The organism is Paenibacillus sp. DMB5 (assembly GCF_001517085.1).
GTDB lineage: Bacteria > Bacillota > Bacilli > Paenibacillales > Paenibacillaceae > Paenibacillus_AQ.
On record NZ_LRAC01000142.1, the window covers coordinates 17,410 to 40,181 of the forward strand.

19 protein-coding genes are annotated in these 22,772 nt (G+C 38.4%); 17 read left to right on the forward strand and 2 right to left on the reverse strand.

What is annotated here, in order from left to right; all coding sequences use genetic code 11:
* Nucleotides 1-1,009: 1,009 nt before the first annotated feature.
* The 14 genes from AWJ19_RS24235 to AWJ19_RS24295 all read left to right on the forward strand — a co-directional run bounded on the left by AWJ19_RS24235 (nucleotide 1,010) and on the right by AWJ19_RS24295 (nucleotide 15,467).
* Nucleotides 1,010-3,715: a helicase-related protein gene (locus tag AWJ19_RS24235; RefSeq protein WP_068727767.1), complete on the forward strand. Its 2,706-nt coding sequence runs from the start codon at nucleotides 1,010-1,012 to the stop codon at nucleotides 3,713-3,715.
* A gap of 217 nt (nucleotides 3,716-3,932) precedes the next feature.
* Complete coding sequence (locus AWJ19_RS24240; protein ID WP_068727769.1) at nucleotides 3,933-4,484, forward strand: hypothetical protein; 552 nt, start codon at nucleotides 3,933-3,935, stop codon at nucleotides 4,482-4,484.
* Nucleotides 4,485-4,656: 172 nt separating this feature from the next.
* Nucleotides 4,657-5,541: an ATP-binding protein gene (locus tag AWJ19_RS24245; RefSeq protein WP_068727771.1), complete on the forward strand. Its 885-nt coding sequence runs from the start codon at nucleotides 4,657-4,659 to the stop codon at nucleotides 5,539-5,541.
* 110 nt (nucleotides 5,542-5,651) lie between these two features.
* Entirely contained in the window at nucleotides 5,652-6,209 is a 558-nt protein-coding gene (locus AWJ19_RS24250; RefSeq protein WP_068727773.1) for a hypothetical protein, read from the forward strand.
* Between the two features lie 122 nt (nucleotides 6,210-6,331).
* On the forward strand, nucleotides 6,332-6,745 hold the full coding sequence (locus tag AWJ19_RS24255) for a hypothetical protein (RefSeq protein WP_068727775.1): 414 nt from the start codon (nucleotides 6,332-6,334) through the stop codon (nucleotides 6,743-6,745).
* 412 nt (nucleotides 6,746-7,157) lie between these two features.
* Nucleotides 7,158-7,322 carry a hypothetical protein gene (locus tag AWJ19_RS35985; protein WP_198536630.1) on the forward strand — a complete coding sequence of 55 codons (165 nt, stop codon included), beginning with the start codon at nucleotides 7,158-7,160 and terminating at the stop codon, nucleotides 7,320-7,322.
* Between the two features lie 282 nt (nucleotides 7,323-7,604).
* On the forward strand, nucleotides 7,605-9,329 hold the full coding sequence (locus AWJ19_RS24260) for a stalk domain-containing protein (protein WP_068727777.1): 1,725 nt from the start codon (nucleotides 7,605-7,607) through the stop codon (nucleotides 9,327-9,329).
* Nucleotides 9,330-9,770: 441 nt separating this feature from the next.
* The gene (locus AWJ19_RS24265; RefSeq protein WP_198536631.1) at nucleotides 9,771-11,087 is read left to right on the forward strand and encodes a hypothetical protein; all 1,317 of its coding nucleotides are present in this window, start codon (nucleotides 9,771-9,773) and stop codon (nucleotides 11,085-11,087) included.
* A 68-nt stretch (nucleotides 11,088-11,155) separates the two neighbouring features.
* Nucleotides 11,156-11,440: a hypothetical protein gene (locus AWJ19_RS24270; protein ID WP_068727779.1), complete on the forward strand. Its 285-nt coding sequence runs from the start codon at nucleotides 11,156-11,158 to the stop codon at nucleotides 11,438-11,440.
* A 512-nt stretch (nucleotides 11,441-11,952) separates the two neighbouring features.
* Nucleotides 11,953-12,741 (forward strand): virulence-related protein, encoded by a 789-nt coding sequence (locus AWJ19_RS24275; RefSeq protein ID WP_068727782.1) that lies wholly within the window; start codon nucleotides 11,953-11,955, stop codon nucleotides 12,739-12,741.
* Nucleotides 12,742-13,092: 351 nt separating this feature from the next.
* Nucleotides 13,093-13,422, forward strand: coding sequence for a hypothetical protein (locus tag AWJ19_RS24280; protein WP_068727784.1), 330 nt, complete (start codon nucleotides 13,093-13,095; stop codon nucleotides 13,420-13,422).
* Between the two features lie 24 nt (nucleotides 13,423-13,446).
* Nucleotides 13,447-14,025, forward strand: coding sequence for a hypothetical protein (locus AWJ19_RS24285; protein ID WP_068727786.1), 579 nt, complete (start codon nucleotides 13,447-13,449; stop codon nucleotides 14,023-14,025).
* 45 nt (nucleotides 14,026-14,070) lie between these two features.
* Nucleotides 14,071-14,676: a hypothetical protein gene (locus AWJ19_RS24290; RefSeq protein WP_068727787.1), complete on the forward strand. Its 606-nt coding sequence runs from the start codon at nucleotides 14,071-14,073 to the stop codon at nucleotides 14,674-14,676.
* Between the two features lie 65 nt (nucleotides 14,677-14,741).
* Nucleotides 14,742-15,467, forward strand: a complete 726-nt coding sequence (locus tag AWJ19_RS24295) for a hypothetical protein (RefSeq protein ID WP_128083682.1) — start codon at nucleotides 14,742-14,744, stop codon at nucleotides 15,465-15,467.
* Nucleotides 15,468-15,508: 41 nt separating this feature from the next.
* On the opposite strand, the gene AWJ19_RS24300 is transcribed toward AWJ19_RS24295, so the two are convergent.
* Together AWJ19_RS24300 and AWJ19_RS24305 are read right to left on the reverse strand one after the other, a co-directional pair.
* Entirely contained in the window at nucleotides 15,509-16,201 is a 693-nt protein-coding gene (locus tag AWJ19_RS24300) for a helix-turn-helix transcriptional regulator (RefSeq protein ID WP_068727791.1), read from the reverse strand.
* Between the two features lie 163 nt (nucleotides 16,202-16,364).
* The gene (locus AWJ19_RS24305) at nucleotides 16,365-16,568 is read right to left on the reverse strand and encodes a helix-turn-helix transcriptional regulator (RefSeq protein ID WP_068727794.1); all 204 of its coding nucleotides are present in this window, start codon (nucleotides 16,566-16,568) and stop codon (nucleotides 16,365-16,367) included.
* A 177-nt stretch (nucleotides 16,569-16,745) separates the two neighbouring features.
* On the opposite strand from AWJ19_RS24305, the gene AWJ19_RS24310 reads away from it, so the two are divergent.
* The 3 genes from AWJ19_RS24310 to AWJ19_RS24320 all read left to right on the forward strand — a co-directional run bounded on the left by AWJ19_RS24310 (nucleotide 16,746) and on the right by AWJ19_RS24320 (nucleotide 22,671).
* Nucleotides 16,746-17,762, forward strand: coding sequence for a WG repeat-containing protein (locus AWJ19_RS24310; RefSeq protein ID WP_128083683.1), 1,017 nt, complete (start codon nucleotides 16,746-16,748; stop codon nucleotides 17,760-17,762).
* A gap of 23 nt (nucleotides 17,763-17,785) precedes the next feature.
* Nucleotides 17,786-19,678 carry a WG repeat-containing protein gene (locus tag AWJ19_RS24315; RefSeq protein ID WP_068727798.1) on the forward strand — a complete coding sequence of 631 codons (1,893 nt, stop codon included), beginning with the start codon at nucleotides 17,786-17,788 and terminating at the stop codon, nucleotides 19,676-19,678.
* A gap of 239 nt (nucleotides 19,679-19,917) precedes the next feature.
* Nucleotides 19,918-22,671, forward strand: coding sequence for a type I restriction endonuclease subunit R (locus AWJ19_RS24320; protein ID WP_068727800.1), 2,754 nt, complete (start codon nucleotides 19,918-19,920; stop codon nucleotides 22,669-22,671).
* Nucleotides 22,672-22,772 lie beyond the last annotated feature (101 nt).

Genomic DNA, 22,772 nt, shown 5'->3' on the forward strand with positions numbered 1-22,772 from the left:
CACTTACGGATCTGATGTCATCAGCTACCGTTATTGGCGGTTCCGATTTAACCGTCAATTAATGTGGCTGATGACAGAATGTATCGTTCATGCTACGCCTAAGTGAACTTTCACTTGGTTTTTTTTAAATTGGTTAAAGGAAATTCCTCTGCTCGTCTAAGTGGGGGTTCAATTTAAGCAGTTAGTGAACGAGAACGAATATAAGTACAAGGAGATGACTTGGATAGAAACATTTCAGTCTCAAGAAGCAAAAAGTAATGAATAACGACTCGAACAGAGGTGGCACACGCAGCACCTCTGTTTTTCTGTAGTGTTGTAATTCTGAAGGTGCTGATTTTTTCAGCACCTTTCTTCATGCCGCAAGATAATTGCCCTTCACTGGTATCAGTTCAAGCCTGATTTTATCACCATCGAATCAACTTGTGAACCTCGCTCAAGCTACGGTATCATTGTACAAGCCTCTAAGCGAGGTGAAGGTAGAATGTCGCAAGACTACTGGTCTGAGTCGCTCAAGAAATTAATCGACCAGCGATTTAACGAGATGGCGAGAGTTGCTTCATTGGTAGAAGAGGTACGCTTATTACGTGAGAAAAAACTGAAATCGAAGCAAAGTTGAAAGCATGATCTCGGGTCGGAAGCTTTTCAAAGTATATTAGAATGGGAAGATGTCCTTAATCACCGTAACACGCTCGAAAGGGAATGGCTGTATTTAGCAGGGGCGAAAGATGGGGTTCGCCTTTACAAAGACCTCATTAATTTTATGGAAAGCGGCGAGATTCAGCCGCGACAGTAACCGATGGTGGATCAAGTACATGATAAGCACCAAGCCTTTTGAACAGGGATCTTGGTGCTTTTGTTTATTTAGGGCAGGAAATAAGGGGTCGGATGTAGAATTATCTAGAAAATTAGGGTATCGAAGGTATTTTGCAGTTCCCATGCATTTCCTTGAGAAGCAATGGGGCGATTTGCTCATTTTGATCCTTACAACCTAGAGCTTGGAGGAATCGTTGTGACTTTAGCTATCGATAAAAAATGGATTAACCGGCTCGATCCGGATGAAGTTATCTTATATCCACTTCAATTTGCAAACACGGAAAGATTGAACAATCATGGTAATGATGCAGTTTATTTATTTGATGAAGTCGGTAGCGGTAAGACAATAAGTAGCGGTATCATGGCACTTGATTTTCTGGAGCATAACCCAGGTGAAGATGTCTTAGTCATTACGACAAATGCTTTAGCTCGGAGCAGTGATATTAAACCTAGAGGTCAGTTTCTTAATGACTGGTTTGATAAGCTGCCCTTCGAGGAGTTGGGGTATGGAAATAGGGTTCAGATCGTAAATAATCACCATTCCAAATTCAAGGGTCCTAGGAAATATGGACTTGTAATTATTGATGAAGCGCACCTGTTCTTGGGCGAATGGACTTTGCGTTATCAAAATTTGACCAATAACATTACTGCTAAGAAAGTAGTATTTCTTACTGCCACTCCGATTAAGCAGGGTAAATGGGATTTGGAAGTCTATCCTCGAATAGCAACAGCCTTACTTAAGAAGAAAGTCGACACGAGTTGGATCGATCAACTTCAGACAATTGATAAGCAGCCGGAAGAGTTGATCTGCAGTAAGTTCGATGTGAAGTTTCCAGTAACTCGGTATTTCAAAGATACGATTAAGTCCCTTGAGACTGAGGGGTATGTTAAAACAAATGTTAAGCGTTATGAGTCCTTGATTTGGGAGTACAACTCGCGTAGCAATAAGAACGAAGTACTGGTAAAGAATTTGAAAGCCTTATATGACAAGGCTGATAAAAACCACTTTGTAGTGTTCACCAGATACGTATTAAAAGAAGCCGATCTTATAGGGGATCATCTTGAAGAAGCGGGATTCGTGAAGTCGAACATTGCGCTCCCAAACAAGCCGACTTACTATGTGGTAACTGGACGCAATCCGCGTGAACTAACGGACTTCTCGAGATCAGATAACCTTCCCACTGTTCTCATTTTGACGTATCAAATAGCGGAGCAAGGTATTAATTTACCAGGGTATAACCATATTGTAAATTATCACGTTTCTGCTTACCCATCAGCACTTGAGCAGCGTTACGGACGGATTGACCGCTTAAACAGTAAGAGCGATGCGATCTACAACTGCTTCCTTGTAGGTGCTAAAAACTATTACGATACAAGCACGCTCAACTTTTTTTATGCTATCAATACAAGCCTTGGCTCTTTGTTGAGTTATTTGCCATCGAGAAACACGATCTTGTCGATTGATATTTTAAAGCGGTATACGACAATGAAAAGTGATTCGGAGAGGTATCTCACTCGACTTTCTGATACTCTTGAGACTCATGGGGTAAGCGAACTTTATGATCATCTTGCCGCATGGGAAGCTCTTTCAAGTGAAGCATCTGAATCCGAATCCGTTGTAGAAGTGAATGCAGGAACGGAGGCGCTCAGTGAAGAATCGCTCAATATCGCTCCTGCAATAGCGGATGAGAATCTGAGTGAGTTATTCGATTTCTGCAAGGATAGATTATCTCTCGATCAAGATCTCAAATTTAAGAGGGTAGAAGCTGAAAAGGCTATGCTTGACGATATTCAAAAGCGATTAGAAGAGTTTAAAGCAGACTTTTCTCAGAATAGTGATGATAGGGAACAGGTAATTGAGTGGTTGCTACGAACAGAAGGTATTTGGGATCACATCTTTTATATTAATGAGCGGAAAGTGGATTGGTCGGATCTTGATGTTGGGCGTGTTGATGCTGTAGAGGGATGCGCTAAATTCATTTCGGGTAACAGTAATTATGCAGCGTATCTTGAGATGTTCAACGAGCAAATTCGACTACCAAAAGAATTCCAAAAGTATCGTGCTGTCATAAACAGGGGGTTTGAGGACGCCTTTGAAGCAAACAGATTCGATATCTTGTTCCCAGCGATTGTAGATAGTACGTATTCCGAGAAATTTGAAGGATCGCTTAAAGCATTGGTTGAAGCTAAGATTGAAGCCAGCTCTAAAGACAAACGAGAAGCCAACCCTGAAGTTATGCTTGAAGGTGACAACAAGATAAGTGCATTGGTAGTAGAAAATATTGACCAGTTGATTCCTACCCTACCTCTGTTCAAAATGATGGATTATTATAAGCAAGAGTTGAAAAAGTTAGCTCGAATTGAAAATGGAGCTTTGCGGGATAAGTTTCATGGGGAAGTGCATGTCTTCGCAACGGCAATGGGGCGGTTAGTATATAGGAATTTAAGTGTATCAGATGAATTCTACAATAAGTATTTCGGGCATGTTCGAGGTAAAGATTATATTTACTTCAGAGAAGAGTACAAGTCCTTCTTCGAGGTTGCCTTTACCAAAGAAATTGTTGAGGATGGGGTAACGAAGAGAATTAGTTCAGCCAGTAACTGGTTGAAGCTGGCATACCATATGTCGCGTAAAGAATCTGTTTTTTGCGAGATGGATTATTTCGGTGGCGTTAAGAGGCTGACGAGATTAACTGATTCTGATGATGGTTCCATTACTCCACCGTGGGGAAGTCGTTCACTCTTCACGTACTTCATTGAGCGGAATAGCAGCAGCGGCTTCCGTACATGGGCTCAGAAGTACTTTGTAGATGATATAGTTAAGCCTGACTATGTATGGTCTAACGATTATTGGACTAAGGGCGTTCTAAGAGAAGTAAAAGGTCTGAACTATGGTAATTAGGTCGGAAAAATAATGAAGTAGATAAATCTGTTGATAGCTTCACCAATTGAGGGTTGTGTGATTCGTGCTATAAGAGCAAGAGTTAAAACCCTGATTGATGAATATTTACATATCCATGAATCTAATTAGTTGGCTGTGATTGCACGAACACCCTATTATCGAAAGTTTGGATTCAATGTCAAGGGAACATAGAAAAATAGGTAGGAGTTGATTTATTATGCGCCTTTTTGATTTAGTCAGTCGACATTATCAACAGACTACACCTGTGTTTTTTTACGATCCTATTCTTACTCAATTAGAAGATGATGGAGCTTACATTACTCGAATGGCACCACCTACAAATGAAAATAAGAATGGCGGTATATATTTACCAGATGTCACAACTGATGAATATTACAGTAGCTGTATAAGTAATGTGAGAATTCTACCTGGTGTGCAGCAGAAGGAGCAGTTATTAAAGCAGCACAGACTACTACCAGTAGAGGAGTCCATAAACGCTAATCTATTATCCCTTTATATGATTCTTCATGAGGAAGGGCATTGGGTTCATTTAAACTCTGATTACATATTGAACGGGCTAACAGGAGAAGAGTATTTGAAGGATTCTGCTCTAGCTCTGGAAGCCTTGGGTATTAAAGAGTTAAGAGAAAAAGCAAAACGAAACCCTAATTATTATGCTGAACTACAAGAGACTTATAGAAAGAGTAACTTTGAGAAGTATGCCGATGATTATTCTATTAAAAGGTTAAAGGAAATTAAGAATCTTTGAACCAAAGTGTAAGATTTAAAAAGCTGCCGCGGAAACAGGCAGCTTTTTTGAATTGAATTTAGAAAAGAAAATTGCTCAAGTAGGACAGAAGATATAATCACTTTGACCTAAATCAAAGGTGTGGAGTAAAATGGAAAAGTAGTACAGAATTAGGGATGAGGGGAATCAGATATTGCTCCAATCTACTTTGAGAATGGAATCCATTTACGACATACATGAATGGTTGAATCGATGTGCCGAAATTAAGAAAGAGCTTGATGCTGCTGATAATCTCTATGTTGAGTTGGGTAAGCTGAAATGGGTATCACCCGCTGGGATAACGGTACTCTTATCGACCTTGAACTATATGGATAAATATTATTACTTAAAGACAGGATCACCATCGTATGAAATGACGGATCGTTTCGATATCCTGGGGTATCTAGAGCGAATGAATTTCCTGAAGTTATGCCCAACAGACGTAAAGGATTCCTTTGACGAAACCAACAATATGGAGGCATATTATCACCGTAATCGACATAAGAAGGACGACGAACTGGATGAACTTCGTGTATCGAAGTCTGATGATGATATCGTTGATCTTGATAGATCAGTCAAAAAGATCATGAGGGCAAAGGGACTTCATAGAAACAGAGTAACTGACATAGCCGGTATCGTCACGGAATTGGGTCAGAATGCTGTAGAACATGCCGAAACAGACAGCTACTCCTGCGTTCAGTATTATAAGAAGTCACCTACACGCCCTGAGCGTGTCGAGATTGCTATATGCGATACTGGCCCAGGGATCGTCAAATCGTTGAGAAAGCATATTAGTTATAAGGACAATCACGATATCGTAAAACAGGCTATATTCACCCGAGCAACTAGTAAACCAGAGCAGGATCGGGGTAAGGGTCTGATGGATGTAAAGCAAACGACTTTTGATTGGTCGTCTGATGCAGAGTTCTACGTTAGAACCCATGATAGCGTTTATAGAATTCACAAAAATAAGTTTGAGCTACTTGATGTAGGAAGTTATTTTTACGGGACTTATTACTACATCGTTATAAATGTGTAATCAAAAGCCTTGACATATTGTAAAAGATCATCTAAATTTAAGAAGAGGCGGATTTCAAATGTTAAATTGAAATCGAGGCCATCAAACTACATAGAAAATGGTGGATCATTATGTTTAAGATTAACTTACTAACTGATGGTGAAGAGAAGGTAAGCTTAATTGGTAGACGAATAATGATTCCGCTGAACCAGTTGGTAATGCAGCAGATCATTGATGCCCCACATGGTACATTATTCGTTTATGATATGGAGCAAGTGGAAGGTATGAATGGTTCAGGAATCGATGAGGTTATCGTCAAACCGTTAAAATGGCTTCGACAAGAGTTTAAGACGCAGGACAAGTATCTGTATCTTATTAACTTGAGTGAAGAGGAAGATCACCTGTATAACCTCCGGAAAACCCTGCGTGACGAAGATGTAGTAGTAGTTGCTCAGAGTGGGGTATCGCTTGAAATTATCGGCGATCTTGGTGATGCTTCAAAAGAACTTCTGGAACTTACTTATAAGCATAAGCAAATCACCGCAAGATTTGCTTCGGACACACTGGGGAAAAAACTTAATCTTGTAAGCACTCAACTTAACAAGCTTCATGAACAAAGGTTACTGAAGCGTCAAGAAGAGCAGCTTGAAGAAGGCGGAAGACAGTTCGTATATAGTAGTTTATTTTGAGGAGAGCGATCTCCTTTTAATAGCAAGAGACTTCAAATGTAGGATTGAAATCGAGATTTCAGTCCTTATTAATAAAATCGATTTCAATTTTTCATTTGAAATCGTGAGGGGAGGTGAAAAATATGGGGTTGGCACCAAGGTTGATTTACAGATTTGCTATTCCGTTGGTGGCGTTTTTACTAATTGTAGTAATGATAATCCTTCCTTTGGGAAGGTCGGCTTTTAATTCATTACTGGGTGATAAGGTGACCGTGGAGTACAAAGCAAAAGTAGTTTCCATTGATGGGGGTAAAGCAACTATCCAGTGGAATGAGGACAAGATGGTTGTTGTCACGCAAGGAAATACATATGTGCCGCAAAGTCAGGAAATCGATTTGAATAAGTACAGCAATGTAAAAATCGGGGATACATTCACTGTCGCAGTTACTGAGCCAGGCTTGCTGAAAAAAGGTGGGTTAGAGCAGCAGCGTACTGTCGAGGTGAAAAAGCACAACATTAATTTTATCAAATCAACGTGGCGTAAATTATTTGGATAAGGGGTCGGAAAGATGTTAGATAGAAAAGTAGCCCGCAAATTCCCTTGTAGGGAACCCACGGGCGTAGCACTAAGCCAAATCCTAGTGCCTGTCGAAAAACTTGAGCAGGTTAAGAATTGACCATTGGGGTCGGTTACTCATAAGAATAAAACTAAAAAGGGACTGATGAAATTATGCTTATCTGTCGAAAATCTATTCGCCGTAAAAACGGCACTATAGTAACAGCGGCACAATTGGGTTTAAAGGCAATTTGCTTTGAAGTAACTGACGAGCAGCACCAAGCTTATCTCGATAAAAAGAAAAATGAGAAGGCTAACTAATAACTAATCAGGTTAGAAGCAAAGTTTTGATTGATGTGGCTCTGCAAAGTGGGAGCCACTGTTATTATACTAAAATTATGGAGGTCGTTATAATGGCCAAGAACACAGGAGACGGATATCGAAAGGGTGCAGTTACTGATCGCTCCCAATTCCAAACACCAAATGGGAACTGGGCAAAACGTGACGCAGAAACTGGTCGTATCATGGACCAAAAGACGTCCGGTGGTACATTTAAAGGTGTTCGTAAAGAAAAATAATTATAGCAAATGAAGTGAAGTCCCAAGCTGCCAAGAAAATCGGCAGCTTTTTCTTAGATTTAAAGCGGATACCTTCTCCTCCATCCTGCAAGTCTGAAAACCCTTCCATAAAGACGATGTGACGTATAGTCGACAGACGTTTACCGCTCGACAAGGTAAGATATGCTTAAGGAATGCTCGGTGTATGAAGTAATATTACCTAAGGTAGTTCCATCAAATTACACCGGCTCATCTTAAGCAGCCTAGTTTATCGAGTATAAAACTAAGAGGAGTAGAGTGACTATGAAAGTAAAGTCGAAAGTATGGAAGCGGTCATTGATGTTGTGCACCACGCTCTTTGCAGGGGTAATATTTTTCGGAACTGGAAACTCCGCATTTGCCGAGAAGGTAGTGACGATTGAGCTTGATGGTAAAGTATTGAAGCTGTCCCAACCTGCGTTGATAAAGGACGGGAGCACTTTGGTGCCATTACGGGGTATTTTTGAGGCACTTGGCACTGAAATTGAGTGGGACGCAAAGCTTCAGCAAGTAATTGCACATAAAGGTGCGAAGTTGATTGAGCTAACAATCAATAAGCCAACGGCCTCAATTAACGGCGAAACCGTAACCTTAACGGCTAATGCGGTAATCATCAATGGTAACACAATGGTTCCACTTCGCTTTGTTGCAGAAGCGTTGGGAGCTGATGTTTCCTTTAATTCAAACCTGAATAAGGTCAGTATAATAAGCGTTAAGACCGAGTCTGCTTTTGAGCAAAAACTTAATGAAATTTATACTAGTATTATTGATCCTTCTATGACAGATTTACAAAAGGTTTATACCTTGAATAAATATATCGTTAATCATGTAACTTATGATTTTGACAACTTCATGAATGACACGATTCCTAAAGAAAGTTACACTCCTGAAGGTGCTCTTTTAAAGGGCGTAGCAGTTTGTCAGGGGTATGCTGAGGCTATGAAGCTCCTTCTTGATAAAGCCGGCATTGAGAACACAATTATTATTGGCGAAGCGAATGGTGCAAAGGGCTGGGAAGGACATGCTTGGAATCTGGTTAAGCTAGATGGCGAGTATTATCACGTTGACACCACTTGGAATGATCGCGACTTGATTCGTTCAAGTGATAAATCTCCTGCGCCGTTTGGTGATGTAAGGCTGGATTATTTCTTGGCATCGGATAAGAAGATGCTTGTAGACCATCGGTTCCAAACGGAAAAATATCCTAAGTCTGGGGTGAAGTTTGAGCTTTTTTCGAATACAACCCCAACGGCTGAAACAAAAGATAGAATTATTGTCAGTCGACCGAATAACGACTTCACATTTTCTCTCTTTATCATTGATAAAGATGGCAGAGATATCAGCGGATCACTTCCGCAAGAAAAGGTAACTGGGTTTTTGAATGAGCTTAATGTTGACAACCATTTGTTCTATACTATTGATCAACAAACTGGTGAGCATACGATGGACTTGTACCGAGTAACATTGGATGGTAAGGATAAAACACTTGTTGCCAAAAACATGAATGGTAACCCTAAGATTATTGGGAATGATGTTTTTTACTACTCCACTGTGTATGACCCTGAACGCAAGCTCCCAAGCAAAACTTCAATACATCGAGTATCGTTAAATACTGGGGACGATAAGGTAATACTGGATGATGCACTAATGCTTTCTATTACAAACAACTATATTTATTATCATGATTATAAAGGCGGGCAGACTGATATTCACCGTGTAACGCTGGATGGAGCTTCTGATACAGTCATCGCTCCAAATATCAATTTTGGGAATTATCTGTTCACTGATGATTATCTATTTTATGTAGAAGCACTTGATTACTCTGTAGGTCTTGAGAATCGTAAAAGCCGAGTTCATGCTGTGCAGCTTGAAAATCAACAAGATATATTTCTGTTCGAGGAAAAGTCGGTAACTTTCGTAGGATATAAAGATGGAGTTCTAACATACAGAGTTGGTACACAAACCAAGACGGTAAAAGTAGGCTCTTAACAAAGCAGAGATGGGGTCGAGAGGCTTCGTCTCTTTTTTATGGTTTAGGAAAGAGAAGAGATGTCTTATATTGAACATCCTAATGAAGACATATCAGTACCAAAGAGTTTGTGAGGAGACTTTTATAAAGACTGAGCATCCTAAAAATATAAGTGCTAAATAAACGAGTGAAGGGTGAGGTAGCGGCGGAAATCTGCTGTAGAGGAACGCTCATATAAAGGAGGAATCTGTCATCAGTTGGAGAATTATACCATTGAATGATGTTACCAGTCCTAGGAGGAAGTCTATAATGCAACTTAAAGTGTATTTCTCAGACTTTTTTATGGTTGACCCGTCAATAATCGAAGAATATGGGGCTTTTGACGTTTCTCTAATTAATGACTTACCCTTGTTTATTGATCCCTTTCTGTTGTTTAACAGCACTAAAAAGGAATACCAGATTTGCATAATGGGATACTGAAGTATTTAAGATTTTTAAGGGAGAAGTCTCAAGGAAATTACATTTCAGAAGGGCTATTAAAGGCATGGTATATGTTTCCGGAAATAAAACAGAACTGGTTTGGTTTCTGCAAAAATGGCAATGGAGGCAGCGGCTTAGGAAGGGATTTTGCTATAGCCCTGCATGAAAATTTAGGTGATCTTTTCTCTGATTTCGGTCATGAGAAAATTACGCAGAGCAGCCATCTCGAGAAACTGTGCATTATTAAGGACAAAGTTGGTAGAGATAATATAAGTGATTTCACAACAAGACTAATTCATGAATTTCTTCTCAACTATACCCAGACTTTTGCAGTTAAGTACCTAAAAACAGAGTTTACAAAAAATGTGCCAGTTCAGAATGTGAGATTCAATTATTTAACCGAGTCTTGGGAAATGGGTAATTTCACATTGCCTTTTATAAATGGTGATTATGTTTTGTTAACTCCTATTGATATCTTAACTAAAGATGATACATGGATTAACAAAACAGATATTGTAAAAGACTTCTCATCTATTCCTATTTGTATTGATAATGACCAACTCCGCGCCCAGATAAACAATTACTTCTACGCTGCATTGCCAAAGAAAGCATCTGCAAAAGATCGAAGCTATGTAGTTAGTAAAGTGGTCGCTGAATTTCCTGAGTTTATTGACTATTATATTAAGTATAAAGAAGAGAATGGTGATAAAGCAGAGGCTAGTAGTTTTGAGAAGGTAAAAGAATCTGCTTTATTATATGTTGAGCAATTTAAAATATTTATTCAGTTACTAAAAAAAGAAACCGAGTTCTATACCACATCGGTTGACACGTTTGAGGAATCCATGTCGAGAGTACTATTCATGAAGCATGTAATAGAGAATAATGATGGTTATAGAATTTTTTATTCGAATGGTATAGCTATTAAAAAAGAAGAGGATTTGCAACTTCTTTATCGATTGACTTGGTTTGCTTCGGTATCGGATGTGAATAGAGAAGTTAATAACGGAAGAGGGCCGGTTGATTATAAGGTCTCACGAGGTAATAAGGATAAGACTTTAATTGAGTTTAAATTGGCCAGTAATACTCAATTAAAGAAGAACTTGCAGAATCAAGTAGTGATATACGAAAATGCTAACGACACGAAAAAATCTATAAAGGTTATAATGTATTTTTCTGAAAGTGAGTATACAAAGGTCAACAAAATATTGGATGAACTCAACCTACATGACTCCCAAAACATCGTTCTTATTGATGCAAGAAATGATAATAAGCCCTCGGCTTCAAAGGCGGGAGCTTAGTACTGGTGAGAAAGCCAGCTTTTCTTTAATGGTGTGCTAGTTTTGATTCATTTTAAAAACTGGCTTCAATGGATTCTTATGATACACCATTTGAGCAGGTGAGGCTTAACCATCTGGATCTTGCAATTAATGTCTATCAGGGAGATAGTATTCTGGAGCGGATGACATCTACTCTTACCACAGGAAAAAGAATTACGGACGCGACTTACCGCACCCACATATTTAGAGCCGATAGCATCATGTTCTCCGATCTGTTGGAGATCGCTTTTATCTTTTTTAAATCAGAGACAATGTTAAAGGAATGGGTTGAATACCAATTTGAGTTTCGTACCATTGAGACATTAGATAGCTAAGATAATACGGTAAATGAGGTAAATCATATCAGAGCATCCCAGTGTTCAATGAACAGCTAGAACTTTTATATGGAGCCTACGAGAAAGATGTAATAGAGAAACCGAAAGCCTGAATACTCGAAGAAAGGATCACAAATACGTATCTTCGTAATTTATCTATCTTCATAAAATGGTGTCGTAATTATTTTGAACCTGGTATAAAGAAAGATAGTAAATAGGAACCTGTTACACTTAAATAGCTAGTATTTGAGAGGAGGTGCCATTAAAATTGGCACCTCTTTCCTTGTAGATAATCCTGTAATTGTATTTTGTAAGTACATAATAGAAATGTTGGTAGTCTATCTGATAACAGTCGATGCCCTGTTTAGAAGATCATAATTTCAGACATTTTGCTATCGCTCAGAATCTACTTGCAATCTAATGCTCGTCATAGTAACGTACAACAAACTCGATGAGATAGGTAATTATCACCTGTTTTATAGAGAAATTCTATGACTAAATTGGAGGTTATTATGGACAGAAAAGACATCATCAAAGCCTTAAGTGACCATTTCGGGGTGAAACCTGAATATCAGGGTGCTCCAAGTTTTGCGTACCGAATTGAGGCAACCGCGGGGATCTACACGATTGACCAGACTGGAAATATAACAACTTCAGAAGGTGTTGAAGTAGATCTTGAGGTGTTACTTAATCAAACAACTTTAGAGTATATAGAACAGGTAGAACTGCCTGAGTTTCTTGAGGAAGTACAGGAGGACAATTCCACGGCAGGCTTAATCAACCACGAAGTAGTAGTACCGATGGAAGGTCATACGGGTAACTCCCTTAGAAATCTGCTCAATTTAATTTACAGTAAACAGAGACTTATAAGAAAGTCACTCAATATCACAGAGCTCATCATTGAGGATGGTTTTGCTGCAGCCATTAATGAATCGAAGGTTGATACTTTAGAAAACTTCAGAATCGCAATAGATAAAATTGGAGCAGTAAAATGTCCGGGCATTGTTTTTGATTTTGAGAGCAATACGATAATGTTCAAGTTACTCAACGATGAACAAAATCCAGTGAAGATCCAGGCCTTTACACAATTAGTCGAGGTGTTGAACCAGACGGCTAAGAAATTGAAGTACACTTCATCAAAGCCTAAAGAGATCGATAACGATAAGTTTGCATTCAGGTTGTTTTTGATCCGTCTCGGCATGATAGGGCCAGAGTATAAAACGACTCGCAAGGTTCTACTGGATAGGCTTGAAGGAAACTCTGCATTCAAGAATAGTAAGACAGAGAAAACTGCTATTTAAATAATAATAGTAGCAGGGGCATCGTGGTGGGATCTATAGTGAAAATAACAAATGAAGTAGAAATACTCTAACTGTCGAATTTTGTATCAGGAACTTCGTCTGTCAGGGTATTTTTATTTTTGAAACATGGTCTGCTCAAGATTCTCCTGCAACCAGTGCTTGATCGTATATGATTAGTGATGGTGTTTAGCTGTTGAATTGTTAAGTACAGGCTACGCTCCTTTGTGCTAGGATAAAGGAAAGTCCTAGAAATGGGGTGTAATATTGTTAATTACAGATATACAGTTGGTAGTTGATACGATTAAGAGAAAGTATAATTGCTCGTTGTTTAATATTACGAGGAAGAAAATAATGTTTCACGGACAAAATAATGGTGAACGGTTAGTCTTGTGTTCTCCCCAGTCAAAGCTCCATGCAAATGGACATGGTTGGTTTGATTTGACTAAAAAGCAAGTCGAATTATTAGATGATGCTGACATAGCGATCCTTGCAGTGCGGTTGGAAGGAGGTAAGGTTTATTATGTTGATTTCAAGGAATTACGCAAACTTTTATCCGCAGTTAAAACACTCAAATACTCTTCTGACGAAAAATGGAGGTTATACATTTGGGACAAATATATAACCGTAAGAGGCAATGATTCGAAGTTCCCTGTTGAGCCTGAGTTATATCCAACAAATTGAGCAACTATTAAGGGGCCGACTTACATGCATTTAGACCTAATGAAAATTTTCGACGGCTACGTCCGTAATTACCATACGTTTAACCTGACAATTCATCATGGTAAACACTCCTTTACCATGACAGAAATTGAATATTTTTCGAGACTTGGCTCCATGTTGGGGTATCATTCTTTTACGGAAGACACCTGTAACGGCCAAAATCGCCCCATGGATTTGACCTGGTGGGACAATGATGATGGTGAGTATTGGCAAGACTTCATATTGCATCTTGAACGAGAGAATCTGTTCAAGAAAGACGAGGAAACTTTGGAGAAGATTCTCACTAGCCGAGAGTATGTTCCAAACAATGCTATTGGAATCATGAATGTTCTAAACCGTAACCGAATCAATGAACTTGTTAGCATAGCCATAGCAACTTGTGAAATCCCCAATGTTCTTCTAGTATTTAAGACTAATTCAACTGGAAGGCAGCAACAGTATTTTGACGAAGTATATGCTTATTTGCTCAACAAGTCTAAAGTTGTTGAGCAGAAAAAAGCATTAGTCTCCGATATCGCTGGAACACTATACATGCAACTTGAACTTGGGATTAAGAAAGAGTAGTTGATATTCAGAAGGGCTTAACGTTCACTAACTTTGGAGGTAAATATGGAGCTACCATACAATCGGGAATTAGAATTGAAAGCTAAGTTCAATGATTTTATCACCAAGAAAATTACCGGCTCGAATGAGGATTATTATTCAAAACTTTCAGTTGGCGATTTTGAGGAGATCAAGATGACTCTGAAAGACATTCACAATATCATTACATATAAGACAACAATTCGTTTTATTGAATGGCTGAGTGGTCGTTTCCCCTATGTGAAAGATAACTATTCTATCTACATGGATCAGGTTTTAGGAACTAAGCCAAGTGATAATGGATACGATCTTGTAGTAACGGGAGAAGTCAGCATAATCGCAGAGATAAAGTGTAACAAGCCAATAAATAATGGCTACAAATTTGGTTCAGCGCAGAAAACAGGAATCGTTAAGGATCTTAGGGGTCTTCTGGAAGGTAAGTCTAAAGCCAAGTCCATATCTCCAAATACAGCCTTCAAGTTTCTGGTTATTTATGATTTTGGCGAGTATACCATGCGAGCATCGCAAAACTTAATCAAGAACCTTCCGGATGATCTTAAAGGAAAGATTGTTTTTTATGAAGAAGGCATGTTGTTATCCCAGGATTATGTTTATTTAGTTTACCTGAAGTAGAGGATACTAAATATTAATATCCAAATTAATTATCAACAATGATAAACATGATTGGAGAGCTGGCTGTGCATATTGAAGGTAGAAGCATACCACAAATAGTTATTACTGATGTTCGAATTGGTGATGAACTTGAAATATTAAAAGAATACTATTTTAGTTCCGAAGATATGTATTCTGACTTTTTTAATGAACATAATGAAATGCTCAAGGAGAATTTGAACAAACTTGAGCTATCTGCTAGTTATGATTTTGAAGATAAAGTTAAGTTGATAAGAACTCTAGCTTTGAGGACACATAGAAATTCATTTTATGTTAGTTGTCTATCAAAATATGAAATGTTATTAAAAGAAATATGCTTGATTCTTATCAAAGAAAGAGAATTAAATGTGAAAATTAAGAATAGGGAATTTTCATTAAAAAGGGGTTTTCAGCTAATTAAGACCCATATTGATGCCAACATATTACAGGGTATTGAAGAGTATTCTATTCTAGAGAATTTTGTGGAGTTAAGAAATTGTATAGTTCATCGGGATGCAAGATTGGATCACGATGAAATGAAATTGTACTTAAGCGACAATATAAATGATGACTTCCTCTTATTTATAAAAAATTATGAGCATGTTTCGTTAATATTGAATAGAATTGAAATACATCCTAAATGTATAAGAGAATTGATAAATACTCTTTCGAGCTTTTTTCAAGTACTGTGTGAGAAAATAAGAATACAACTTCATGATCCATATCACTATAAGATGCTTGAGATAATTAAACAATTTAAGTCTGCAAATTGATTAACTTAAGTTAAGCCGCCATATATATGATGGCGGTTTTACTATATTGTAGCTCTTATCAAGTCATTGCCATTGATATCAAATAGTCCATAAGCCATCCCGATCATATCTCTATCCTTACCGAACAAATGGATTGACTTATCACGAATACCGCTGGTTGCAGTAACAGAATTCATCTGCTGGACCATAAATTCTGAATTGCAGAGTACAACTACTTGTTTGCTGTAATTGATTAGCCCTTGCTGAAATAGAACTGCTTTTTCTGCGACTTCTGGGGAGTATACAGCTGGATCACCATCAGCGGCTTTCATTTCACGATGATCAACCAAGATGTTCAGTTTCTCTTTACCATAAGCATTACAGATTCCTAATAAGGTTTTGGACATGTACTCTACATTTTCTCCTGTCATTAACCCACTAACCTGAAAGGCGAGAACTCGATTTTCTTGGTCTAACTTGTAATTAAATCGTTCTTTAAATGGTGTTGCAAAATCTTTCTGCTGATATGCAAGGGTATCGGGAAAGCGCTCACTTGAAAACATATATGCTACGGACACTCGAAGTGCTGCAGCAATTTTCTCTATGTTGACGATACTTATATTGCGATCTCCCCGCTCTATCCCACTTATGTATGTTCTGTCCAGCCCTGCGTTGTGTGCGAGCATTTCTTGAGACATCCCACTTCGCGCCCGAAGTTCCCTAACCCTCTGCCCAAAAAGAAAACGAATATCCATAATTCAACAACTCCCCTGTCCTGAAGATAATTATATCTGCAGAATGTGGTTTATGCTGTGGAGAATTGTAGAATTTTCCTTGAGTGTGACGTATAGTCGACAGACTCTTCTTGACAGTCCCATTATATTGTAAGAGAACTCACCTTGTAATATGAAAGAGAAGTTAGACAGAAGGTCTTCTATCTTTCCACTCATCTATTGCACGGGGGTCAACCTCAAGTATTTCACAAATATGAAGTGCGATATTGACTGTAGGCATAGTAACCCCATATTCAATGTTTTGATAATGTTTCAAAGATATGTTAACAGCACGACTAACTTTTTCTTGACTAAGCTCTTTTTCTTCTCGTATCTCCTTTAATTTCACTGAGAGAAACAACTCCTTTCCTTGTCTCTCTTAATGCTAGCTAATACGCCAATTTAAAATAACAAATTATAATTGGCGAATTATAATACGTGTAATATAATACATGTGTTAGTTTGGTTTAATGCAAGGTGAGGAGATTTACTCTTCGCATACAACATCTAATCGGGGGTATTGGAATTGAAAAGAGGAACTGTTTTTGTATTATTAAGTTTTTCACTTTTGGCAACTTTAATGTTTGGTGTAACACCTCAAGCTTCTGCAGGAATAGGATCAGGCTCAACGTACACTCCTGACGCTAAATATTTACCATACACAGAGGTAGGTCCAATGAGTGAAGGCTTAGCTTCATACTTTGAACTAGGATCTGAAATCGATACTTATGGATTTATCAATTCGAGCGGGACAGTGGTTATTAAAGCTAAGTATCAGGCAGTAGGAGATTTCAAGGAAGGATTTGCAGCAGTTATGCTGGACAATAAATGTGGCTTTATTAACAAAACAGGAGTTGTGAAAATACCGCTTAAATATGAGAAAGCTGGGAATTTCGGAGAGGGGCTAGTCTCGGTCATGATATCTGGAAAATTCGGATACATCGACACCAGCGGTAAGTTATCCATTAAAGCTCAATATGATCAAGCGGGAACATTTCATGATGGTTTGGCACCGGTGCAGAAAAATGGTAAGTGGGGCTATATCAATAAAACTGGAAAAGTGATTATTCCATTAAGCTATGAAAGTGTCTATAGTTTTAACGACACTTATGCAGCGGTTAAACAAAGTGGAAAATGGGGGTTTATTGATAAAAAGGGCAAGAGCGTTATTAAACCGCAATATTCAGAGGTGCGTCCTTTTAGTGAAGGCTTAGCAGCTGTTAAGACTAATAACCTTTGGGGGTTCATAGACACTAAAGGCACGATTAAAATTAAGCCTCAATATATTGATGTCCATTCAAACTTCTCTGAAGGCTTGGCAGTTGTCTCGAAGAAAGCTGAAACTGCATCTTCATACGCAGGTTATATAGATAAAACAGGCAAGGAAGTTCTTGGGTTTGAAATTGATGAAGATGGTTACGAGAATGATGGATACATGGGTACAGCATTCAGCAATGGACTTGCAGTCATTTCAGATGGTGGACAAGGAGCATTCTATATTGTGAAGAATCCCTTGAAGTCACAAAATAATTCTAAAAAATAGAAACATTGATTGGAGACTTTAGAATGAAAAAGACATTATTGATAATAATGGTGCTGTGCTTTTTCTTCCTTGAGAAATCGACATATGCAGCGAATGAAAAACAAGTATTACGTATTAATGCTGGAACTGATGGATATGTAACAATAACAAATGTGATTTCTGATAAAGAAGTGACATGGACAGACAAAATTGATAAGGAAATAACTGCGACAGCTCCTACCGTTATAACCTTTAAAGCAAAGAACTCATTAACAACACACATTACTTATTATCAAGATGAGAAAAACAGAGAACAAATAGAGGTGACTAATAATACGGTGACCTTATCCAAGCCAGGAGAATATGATATCCTTACGTCCTTCTCAAAAGGTGATCAATCTGTTCAAGAGGTGCATTTTCTTCTTTATGTAAACGAAGAAAAGGGCAATGATGAAAAAGAATTGAATAATGTGAATGAAGGATCAGACTCTCCAGTTTCGAAAAACTATAAAAATATAAATTTCGCCATTGAGCCAATTTACTTCGGCTCAGGATCATATGGTGAAGATTATAGACAAGGTAGAGTTTATACGTTCAGTGAAGGCCTGGCTTGGGTGACGGTTGACAAATTAGGAACTGCAGTAGTTATTAACCAGAATGGAGATCAAGTTATTGGACCTAAATATAAAATGCCCACTGATTTATATGATTACGCTTATCAATTCAGCGAAGGCCTCTCTCGTGTCTTGAGTAACGGTCAGTGGATCTACATAGACTCTAAGGGGAAAGAAATAATAACTACAAATTATGATCTTGTATATAATTTTCAAGATGGATTTGCTGCGGTGAAAAAAGATGGTAAATGGGGATTTATAGATAAAACCGGACAAGAAGTAATAAAATTGCAGTATGATGAACTTGATAATGGCCATTATTTGTTTGATGATGGTACTGGTGGATTTTATGAAGAGAGAGCGGCTGTAGCAAAGGGGGGGAAATGGGGAGTAATAGATAAGGCCGGAAAAGTAATTTTACCATTTAAATATTCTAACATAAATAATTATAAAGACGGGATAACGATAGCGTACTATAATAACGTCGAAGGAGCTTACTTTGATAGAGACGGTAAGCAGTTAACAAAATTAACGCGTCTTATCGGATGGCCATTTAATGAAGGCTTGGCTGCTTACGATGACAGCAGCTTCAAAGACAAAACAGGTAAAACTGTAATCAACATGTCTAATATGGCTAACTACTCTCCCAGTGGTGTATTTTTTGAGGGTATGGTTGTGATAAGTGGAGTAATGAATGGAGTAATTGGCGAGGGATTTATGAACAAGCAAGGGAAGGTTGTCATCAAGCCTGTATATGAGGAAGCTCTGGACTTTAGTGAAGGATTAGCAATGGTGAGAATGAAGGACAAAATACTATATATCAATAAAAATGGAAAAACAATTTTGAGTTTTAATGCAAGTGATGTTAAAAGCGCAGGTAGTTTTAAGGATGGGTTGGCTGAGTTAGAGGTAGTAGTGGAAGGGGATGGAGAGTCGCATTTAATGAAGGGTTTTATTTCTAATCCTTTGATTATTAAAGTGACAGTCGATGGTGTTAAACTTGCATTGGTTCAACCACCGGTTATCATTAATGGTAGTGCACAGGTCCCGTTAAATGCCATATTCAGCAGTCTTAAGGTGAATGTTTTATTTGACAAAAATACACAGACTATAACAGCCACGAGAGGCTCAACTGTCATCAAGATGACGATAGGGAAAGATATTGCCTATGTTAATGGAAAAGCAGTGAAACTGGCAACTAAGGTTCAAACTATTAACAACACGACGATGGTACCGCTTCGATTTGTTAGTGAGGCTCTTGGTGCAAATGTTCAATTGGATACCATAACTAATACTATATCAATACTATCAGGAAATAAATAGAATTTTAAAGCGTAGTTGGACTTTATAAGTCGGATAGTATGTGTGAGCTGTGTTTGAAATTCTCTATGATACCTCAATAATTCATAAGGTGGTAAGGTTGTTAAGATCCTGTCTCAATTGAGCAGGGTCTTTTTGTTTAGGATGGATAAGTCATAGATACTTGGAAGGATAAAGGAGGTGGCTTGTAGAATAATGTAAATTGCTGTTTGTGAGTTAGATCATCTGAGGAGGTTTTGTAATTGTCATATCAATCAGAAGCACAGCTTGAAAAAAACTTAATTGAGCAACTTGTCCGTCAGGGTTACCAGCCAGTTACTATAAATGATTATGACTCGATTATCAAAAATTTCAGGGAACAGCTGAATAAATTTAATGAAAAGAAGCTGAATGGCCAACTACTAACCGATGCTGAGTTTAATCGTTTCTTGACCCAAATTGATGGGAAGAGTATTTTTGACTCAGCCAAAATTCTTCGGGATAAACAGGTGCTCCAACGTGACGATGGAACCGAGGTATACTTGGAAATAATGAACACACGTGAGTGGTGCAAAAATAATTTTCAGGTAACCAGTCAGACTACTGTTGAAGGGAAATACAAAAATCGCTATGATGTGACACTGTTTATTAATGGGTTACCTGTTATTCAAATTGAGTTAAAGCGCCGAGGTTTAGATTTTAAAGAGGCATTTAATCAGATACAGCGTTATAGAAAGCACTCTTTTAAAGGGCTATACCGATACCTACAAATGTTTGTCGTCAGTAATGGAGTCGATACGAAATACTTTGCCAACTCAGATGGCGACATTCTATTTTCACACATGTTCTTTTGGTCAGATGCTGAAAACAAACGCATCACAAACCTTAGTGACTTCGCATCGACTTTTTTAGAAAAGTGTCACATGTCGAAAATGATTGCAAGATACATGGTGCTGAATGAGACCGAGAAGCAACTGATGGTAATGCGGCCGTATCAGGTATTTGCAGTTGAAGCATTAGTTAAGCGCGCTCTAGAAACCAAAAATAACGGATACGTTTGGCACACGACAGGTAGCGGAAAGACCCTGACTTCGTTTAAGTCGAGCCAGATCTTAGCAAACGAACCACATATCAAAAAAGTGTTTTTTCTTGTTGACCGTAAGGATTTGGACAGTCAAACATTGGCTGAGTTTAACAAATTTGAACCTGACTCGGTAGATATGACAGATGATACGAGTAAGTTAGTTGCACAAATTTCAGACTTAACCAAGCCTTTGATCGTCACTACTATTCAAAAAATGGCGAACGCCATAAAAAATGTGCGTTATGAACAGATCATGAAACCATATCAACAAGAACGGGTCATCTTTATTATTGACGAGTGTCACCGCAGCCAATTTGGCAAGATGAAGAGACTTGTAGATAACCATTTTAAGCAAGCACAGTATTTCGGCTTTACTGGAACACCACTCTTCGAGGTGAACAAGAGTCAAGATGGTCGGGTAACGGCTGACATATTTGAAAAGTGTCTACATACATACCTAATAAAAGATGCTATCCATGATGGTAACGTGTTGGGATTTTCAGTTGACTACATAAAAACAGTCAACGTTAAGATTGATGAGAACGATAAATCGCGAGTGAAGGGTATTTTGACTGATGAGGTGTGGATGGATGATGAACGTGTTCGATTGATTGCCGAAAATATCGTGACTCATCATGACCGGAAGTCCCGCAGTAGAGGTTACACCGGCTTGTTTACTGTAGACAGCATTCCAATGCTAATTAAGTATTACAACACCTTCAAATCAATGTCTCATAATTTGAAGATAGCTGGAATATTCACTTACGGGCAGAATGAGGAATATGAAGGTGACGGACAGGATGAACACTCGAGAGACAGTCTTGAGTGTATCATCAAGGATTATAATGGAATATTTGGAACAAACTTTTCAACCGATAAATACCAGGGCTATTTCGCTGATGTTTCGAAGCGAGTGAAAACGGCTCAGATCGATATACTGCTTGTAGTCAATATTTTCTTAACGGGGTTTGATAGTAAGACCTTGAACATTCTCTACATGGATCGCTTCTTGAAATATCATAATTTGGTTCAGGCGTTTTCGAGAACTAACCGTACCGAAAAGGCAACCAAGCCTTACGGTAACGTCGTTTGTTTCCGCAATTTGAAAGAAGATACAGATGAAGCAATTCGATTGTTCTCGAAGACAGACAATGTTGACGATGTTTTGATGAAAAGTTATGAGGAGTACTTGCAGCTTTTCAAATCTGCTCTTGCAAAGGTGAAAGCCCTAGCGTCGACACCTGCTTCGGTAGACAATCTGGAGCGAGAGGAGGAGAAGCAGGAGTTTGTTGTCAGCTTTCGGGACCTTACAAAATATTTAACCCGACTCGAGACATTCACCGAGTTTGAGTTTGATCCTGCTTGCTTAGGTATCGAAGAACAAACTTATCAGGATTATAAAAGTAAGTACCTTCGCATCTACGAGGAAGTAAAGCGTGGTGGGGGTAAAGAGTCGATCTTGGCGAACGTCGACTTTTTGATCGAGTTAATGCATACAGATCGGATTAATGTAGGCTACATTATGAATTTAATCAAGAACATTGACTTCGATAATGAAGAGCAACGTAACAAGTCCGTTAAAGACATCGAGGATGAGATTAATCGGGCAGACAGTGAGGAACTCCGACTCAAGGCAAAACTGCTCAAAGCATTCTTGCACAAAGTCGTACCTACACTTACAAATGCCGATTCAGTCGATGATTCCTACAACGCGTTTGAACAGGAAGAGCGCATGAAGGAAATTGAAACATTTGCTGGAGATGTCGGATTGCAGTCAGCAGATATACAGAGCTTTGTTCAGGAATATGAGTACGGAGGATTTGTAAACCAACAGGAGATAAGTGACACGGTCAAGCTGCCGTTCCTTCAGAAGAGATCGGTGATTCAACGAATCATTGAGTTCATCACAGAGCACACAAAACGATACTCATAATGCTATTTTGAAAAATAGCAGAAGAGGACTTGCCTTTTCTGCTATTTTTTATTATTATGGAGGCATCGAACAACTGCTATTTCTTCAAATAGCAGTCAGGG